The organism is Cysteiniphilum sp. JM-1 (genome assembly GCF_008711525.1).
Classification (GTDB): Bacteria; Pseudomonadota; Gammaproteobacteria; order Francisellales; family Francisellaceae; genus Caedibacter.
Genome location: NZ_VXKS01000004.1, coordinates 153,918 through 160,313, shown reverse-complemented (window position 1 = coordinate 160,313; position 6,396 = coordinate 153,918). Strand labels below are relative to the sequence as shown.

Annotated in this window: 6 protein-coding genes; 2 read left to right on the top strand and 4 right to left on the bottom strand. The window is 38.6% G+C overall.

The annotated features are described in order from the left end of the window. The 3 genes from F3D68_RS03065 to F3D68_RS03055 all read right to left on the bottom strand — a co-directional run. The coding region (locus F3D68_RS03065) for a hypothetical protein (RefSeq protein WP_151193012.1) at positions 1-493 on the bottom strand (493 nt) is incomplete at its 3' end. A 65-nt stretch (positions 494-558) separates the two neighbouring features. Further along, positions 559-1,128 carry a hypothetical protein gene (locus tag F3D68_RS03060; protein WP_191092685.1) on the bottom strand — a complete coding sequence of 190 codons (570 nt, stop codon included), beginning with the start codon at positions 1,126-1,128 and terminating at the stop codon, positions 559-561. A gap of 107 nt (positions 1,129-1,235) precedes the next feature. Continuing rightward, the gene (locus F3D68_RS03055; RefSeq protein WP_191092684.1) at positions 1,236-3,878 is read right to left on the bottom strand and encodes a DUF2339 domain-containing protein; all 2,643 of its coding nucleotides are present in this window, start codon (positions 3,876-3,878) and stop codon (positions 1,236-1,238) included. A 117-nt stretch (positions 3,879-3,995) separates the two neighbouring features. Here F3D68_RS03055 and F3D68_RS03050 point away from each other — a divergent pair, with 117 nt between their 5' ends. Continuing rightward, on the top strand, positions 3,996-4,871 hold the full coding sequence (locus F3D68_RS03050) for a hypothetical protein (RefSeq protein ID WP_191092683.1): 876 nt from the start codon (positions 3,996-3,998) through the stop codon (positions 4,869-4,871). Between the two features lie 8 nt (positions 4,872-4,879). On the opposite strand, the gene F3D68_RS03045 is transcribed toward F3D68_RS03050, so the two are convergent. Then, positions 4,880-5,701 (bottom strand): outer membrane beta-barrel protein, encoded by an 822-nt coding sequence (locus F3D68_RS03045; RefSeq protein WP_224728214.1) that lies wholly within the window; start codon positions 5,699-5,701, stop codon positions 4,880-4,882. A 181-nt stretch (positions 5,702-5,882) separates the two neighbouring features. Between F3D68_RS03045 and F3D68_RS03040 the strand changes: the two genes are divergently transcribed. After that, positions 5,883-6,395 (top strand): hypothetical protein, encoded by a 513-nt coding sequence (locus F3D68_RS03040; protein ID WP_117004137.1) that lies wholly within the window; start codon positions 5,883-5,885, stop codon positions 6,393-6,395. Position 6,396: the final 1 nt, after the last annotated feature.

Genomic DNA, 6,396 nt, shown 5'->3' with positions numbered 1-6,396 from the left:
ATAAATGAATATTGACTTTAGCAAGATGCTTTTTGACTTCATCATATGAGCTCAATGCTGCCGAAAGCATCGCAATATAGGTGCTTAAACCATTGGATATAGCATGGTGAATACCCAGTAATTGCAAGCCTGGCTTACAGCCCGTACCTTTGCCGTTATTTGTTCCTTTGAAAAGATAGTAAGGCATATAAATATCAAAACGGTTGCCATTGCGATACATCACATTAGTCGCCCTGTAGCCTTTGAAAATGTAGCGCTTGCCTGTGGCATCTAACTGTGCTTTTTCATCTTTTTTGAATGAGTCACTGAGAACTTTCTCTTGATGACTTAGTGCTGCGTATAAGTCGGAGAGTTTGCTTGATAGATCTTGTGCATGCTCAATACGATCTTTATCAAGCTTATTTTCCGTAACGGTGTTAAGTTTAGATAGCTCTACTATCGTATTTGATATCTCATTCTGAATCGTTTCTAGGTTTTGCTCAGCTAAATTCATCCATAACTTGCTTATGTTTTAAAGGCAGTAGGGTATTTGTACATAAAGATCGCATTCAGTTCAAGTTAAACTACAGCTGATTTACCCACAAATCGCGAATGCGCCCTAAATAAGTTTAATGCTTGGTGATTAAAGACTGTCTCGGGGGTGCCATCAGCCAATTGACCATTAACAATACCATTACTTACTGGCTCTGAGTGATTGTGCTGTTCAGTAGCACTTTCTTGTGCATTGCCTGTGAAGGCATTAGCAGCGGTATGTAATGGTGATGCTTGGTTAGGTGAAGCATTATTGTTACTATTTTGCATTTGTTGCTGCATGGCTTTTCTACGCATAAAGAAAACAAAGAGTGCGATCAATGCGATAACGATAAGTAGTCCTGTCATACCATGTGCGCTAAATAGCCAAGCAAAAAGTGCACCCAATCCAAGAGCAGTTAAGATCTTGCCAAAGGTGCCCATGCCACCTTTTTTCTGAGCAGTGCTGCCAGCGGCTGTGCTATTGTGTGTTTGTGTCGGTGCTGAGCGACTGTAACCATGGCTTGAGCCACCGCCAAAACGCTTAGCTTCAGCTAACTGGAAGCCTGACATCGCTAACAGCATAAATGAGAATATCACGCCAATTTTCTTAAGCATCGTATTGTATCCTTTGGTTTTGCTAAATGAAATCTTGCCAATCATAACCAAAAGCTGCCGTAGAAACTAGTTGAATATTTCAGCAGGGTGGTTGATATTTGGCTCTGTTAGTCAGAAGGTGATTTAAAAATAAAACGTGCGTATAAATAACTAATGGTAATGAGAATAAAGCCAAGACATAAAAACGAAAGAACGCGATAAAGCCCATCAAGTGCCGATGCGTCATATAGAAAAATTTTAGCTGTTGATAGCATGACAAGAACAAATGAGATATAGCGCAATATTTTCCATTGCCATTTAATTGCAAGCGCTAATAATACAATACCTAGCAATAGCCAGATAATTGAGTAGCTGTAGATTTCACTATAAGTAGTTGCGCCAAGCAATAGCTTATTGGGGTGAAAGAAGAAGCGAATATTTAGGTTTAGCCAAATGAAAACAATAATGGCTGCGGCATAATCTAAAACAAAAATATATTTACTTGATAGATAATAACGTCTTTGAACATATATCCATAGTACGGGGCTAAGATAGGCGAAAGTCAAGAGGTTAAACACGGCTACACCATCAACATAAGTGCCAAATAATGGGTTGTTGATTACGACAATAACGACAATAAAATAGCAGAAACTAAAGAGATTTAATGTATGCGCTGCCTGAGTCACAAAGACAAGACGATATCTTTGACCAAGCCATAGCCCAATATAGCCAAGCATCCAAAATAAGTTGATGATTAATGTGTGCTTTAATAATGGTAAGACGTGTGTGTTGAAGTTGAAGCACTTTTGGATGAATAGATACGAAAATAATGCGGCAAGCAAGTAACTATAGAGTGAAAATATTTTAACAAGATCTAATGCCTTGGATTTAAAGTGGTAAATACTGGCAAAGGCAAACAATAAAGCGGGTACGGCTACTTCTAAAATTGCCCATGATGAAAAGAGTTGAGAATGCAACAATGGTATTTTTAAGATGTGAAGGTTTATCAATAAATAGCGCATAAAGCTTAAGGTGTATAGTGCAACAAAAATAAGACTAATCCATTTAAAAATGGGTAATCTGCTATGATAGAAAATCCACGAAATAACAGCTGCTTCTGCCGCAAATATAAATGCTAGGTGATGGTAGTTGCATAGGAGAGCTATTGCAATGCTAATTGAGAATGTCAGTCCTAAGATAACAAAGGCAAGACTGAGGTTCTCAGTAAGACTCAATTGCAATATGCGCCAAATAATCATGGCATAATAAGCGGCAAAAAGCACAGCAATCAAGCTCCATATGACTTGATTTAACATTGGAATCTCGGAGAAATTTGGCAAGGTAAAGTAACCTACAAGAAAAAGTACGCTAAGTGACAGCGTCGTTAAGAAACTAACTATATGTCGATTTTTGAGATAATAAAAAAGCCAGAAATAAAATGCTGCACTGATTATTGTCATTCCTATAAGACAGGTTAATAAAATACCGTGCTGTGAGAGTTGATAGGTATGCAAAAGGGCAATATAACTAAAGGCGCTAATTAGCAGTAACGGCGCATAGAAGTAATAATACTCTTTTAGTCTAAAAGCGATAAAAGCATAGATAAAGACTACAAAAAAGGTAGTCCAAATGATGAGTTCAGTTGGCATGAGCAATAAAAGCAGCACAATGATTATTGTATTCGCAACAAACCCTAGATGATTGACGAGTGCGCTTGCTGTTGTGAGACGCTTATAGGCATATAAGCTATGCTTGCCATTGAGGATGTCGTGTGCATGTTTAAGTTGTGGATAGCTTGCAATAAAGATCGTTATAGCGTTGAGTGTGGCAAAGATGCTTAACCAGAATGCTTGATCTTTGGCAAACCAGAAGATAATCCAAGCAAAGTACCACGTCGTATTGAGTGCTGTAACGACAAGTGCTACACGCCACCAGTTTTGAGCGCGACATAAGCACATAAAGCTCAGCAGTATAAGGTATAAATACAAGCAAAGAAGCACAGATGAAATACCTGTTTCAGCAGCAAGTACTGGCATAATAATCGCACCAATAAAGCCTATAATGGCAATGGGTTGCCCAAATCGTAAAGCACTAAGCAGTGCAATAACCGTGATGGCAATTACCGCAATGGCGGCAACAAAAAGAGGCATGAGTTGATAAATGGATACAGCAACATAAATGCTGCCGTATAAAGTGGCAATACCAATTCCAGATAACGCTTGTGCAATTCTTTGACCATTTGCCATATTGGGTTGGCGCAAGCGTATCCAATTGGCGATGAATAACACAGAAATACCGAAAATAGAGGCTAGGGATAAGCGCGTAAACGGAGTAAGTAGGCTGTATTGTAATGAATATTTAATCAAAAAAGCCATGGCGACAATAATGGCAATGGCTCCAATCCAGATAGGAATTTGCATCATGATGAATTTTTCACTGGTGAACCATCGTTTGATAAAAGATATTTGCGATGAGGGGTTATGCTTTTGATCCATTTCATTGGTTGGCATATTTTGAATGACTAATGAATCTGTTTGAAGTGTTGAGGGTGTGTTAGTCATTATGCCTTTTGCTGTTTTTATCTCAATAGCTTCTGGGGTACGACCTTTATTTGTTACGTCAGATTTGAAAGAGGTATGGTTTAGCTTTTTGTCTATTTCAGTAAGTTGCTTTTTAAGGTAAATAATCGCTACCGTATTCACCCAAACCATAATAAGACTAACAAATATAAAGCAAGCAAGTAGACCAAACAACAATAATTCATTCATCATCATTACCCCAGTTAAGATTGATCGCACACATGTTGAGTATAGTCAAAGAAATAATGATGGTTTGCAATTATCAACTATACTCAATCTAAGAATGATTAGATGGTACCTAAACAAACAATGGATATAAGAAATAAACTCCCTTTTTATAGTGGGCTATGTTTGCTACTAGGCTTGGTTGAATCTGCTATTGCAGCAAATGTTGTCGATAATCATGACCAAGATGATCTGCATCCTACGATGGCATTGCATAATTCAGATAATCGCTTAGATAATCACTGGTACTTTGGTCCAACACTAGAGACGCGCTATACCCATAGTCGTTTGAATCTTTTTAATGTTGTTGGTACAGCGGCAACGTCTGAATGGATGGGGGGCGCTATTTTTGGTGTGATTAGCACTTATAATCATTGGCAAGCGCATTGGTATATTCATGGCGCGGCAGGAACAGGGCGCGTTAATCTGCGCGCAAATGATTATAATATTGATCAACACACCAATCTTGAGCATTACTTTGCAACCTCAACTTTAAGTTTTGGTTATGAGTTCATTCAGGGGCGATTTCACATAACCCCAGGTGTTTATACTACGGCAAATTACTCAAAATATCGGACGACAGAGCCGATGATGTTGGCATTGGTCAATACCAGTGGCACCAATCAGGATGATCTATATCTACACGCAGGGGTATTGCAGTCAAGTACATTTCATTTTAATCGTCATTTCTCAATCTCAAGTCGTACTGAGCTTGGTTATATCTATTACAACAATACGCAAGTGGATTTTTATCAAGCCAATGGTTTAGCCACATTGTCACAAAACACCACAAATCATGGTGGATTATATTCATTATTAGGTCTAGGCTTTAATTTTGATAGCAGTTATGGGCGCTTTATTATCGCGCCATGGGCAAGCTATATTTATGTTCCTGCGAAAAACCATAGCATTAATAGCAATATCAGTGCTGCTGGCTTAAAGTTTTTGTATCTTATCTAGTGCAATGATTAGCAAGAGTGTACTGCTGGAATAACAAGCTTTTGACCCACGCGAATCTTAGATGGGTTAGTGATGTTATTTTCTTTAGCAATGCAGTTGGTACCTTTAGTTTTTGATAAGCCATGAGCTACAGCGATATCATATAAAGTATCACCTTTTTTCACAGTATATGTTGCATTACCAATAGCTGTTGGTGCTTCAGCTGCAGCTGGCTGATTGTGCATTACAGGCTGCTCTTGACCGATCGCATTATTCTCTTCATTTGAGAAATAATTGCTTGGACCCATTGGGATCGTGTAAGTCAAACCAACAGAAGCTGTTGCTTGACCCATGCTGTGACCACCCTGTGGTAACCAGTTGTATTGGTATTGTGCAAATACGTTCATTGTGCGAGACAATTGGTAACCAGCACCCACTGCAACAACAGGTCTGAAGATTTTACTGTAGTTATCATTGGCACCAACACGGTTCCATGCATAACCTGCTTTACCAAAGACATTAAACTGTTTGTTGCTGCCAAAGTAGTACTTACCAACTAAGAATAATGGCACATTCCAAACATTGATTTTGTTACCTGCTGTTTTTGATACTTGGTTTGCATATTGCAAATCCATTTCCGCACCAACGCTAACGCTGCGATTTAAAGCATAGTCATAACCTACTAAACCGCCGAAAGCTGCACCACCTTTGTGGTTTGCAAAACCATTTTGTGCAAATGAGTAACCAACGTTGCCACCAACGACTAAACCGCTTTGCGCGCCAGCATTTGCTGCAGAGATGCTTAACAATGCAATCGCTGATAAGCCAATTATTTTGTTCATTTTTGTCATGAGATAAACCCCCTATAGATTTGTTTTGTACCAAAGACCTATTTTTTGGTTCGCGCAAATTAACGTAAAAATTTGGAAAAATCAAATATGATACGCTTATTTCTATTAACATTTCGCTTATTATGATAATCCTTAGCTATAATTGCCAAGGAGTTGATGGAAAGATAAAAAGGAAATTGTTATGCCTCTCATTCAAATATATTTTGGTCGCAAATATCATCCCGTTAGTTATGGTATTCGTTGGGTAACACGTTCACATTTCTCACATGTCGAATTGCAAGTTGACGATGATTGCTATAGCAGTAATGGTTCATTAGGTGTTTATAAGCGCAGCTATGATGACTTACGCAAATCTCAAGATATGCTAGAAACTTGGCGTACAGAAATCAGTGACGCACAAAAAAGCGATCTGATGAGTTTTTTAAATAGCCAACTTGGCAAGAAATATGATTACTCATCGGCATTGGGTCTTGGCTTGTGGCGTCGTGACTGGATCGATGAGCATGATAAGTGGTTCTGCTCCGAGCTTATTGATGCTGCATTTAAAGCAGCAAAATCACCGCTAACCAACAGTGACTTTGCTTCACACCGTTTAACGCCGAATGATTTAAGAACCTCATTGGCAATTAAGCGCGAAAAGCTTGAGAAAAATATTCATAACAAGAGCTGGTGGCAGAAATTAAAGTTTTTTTAAA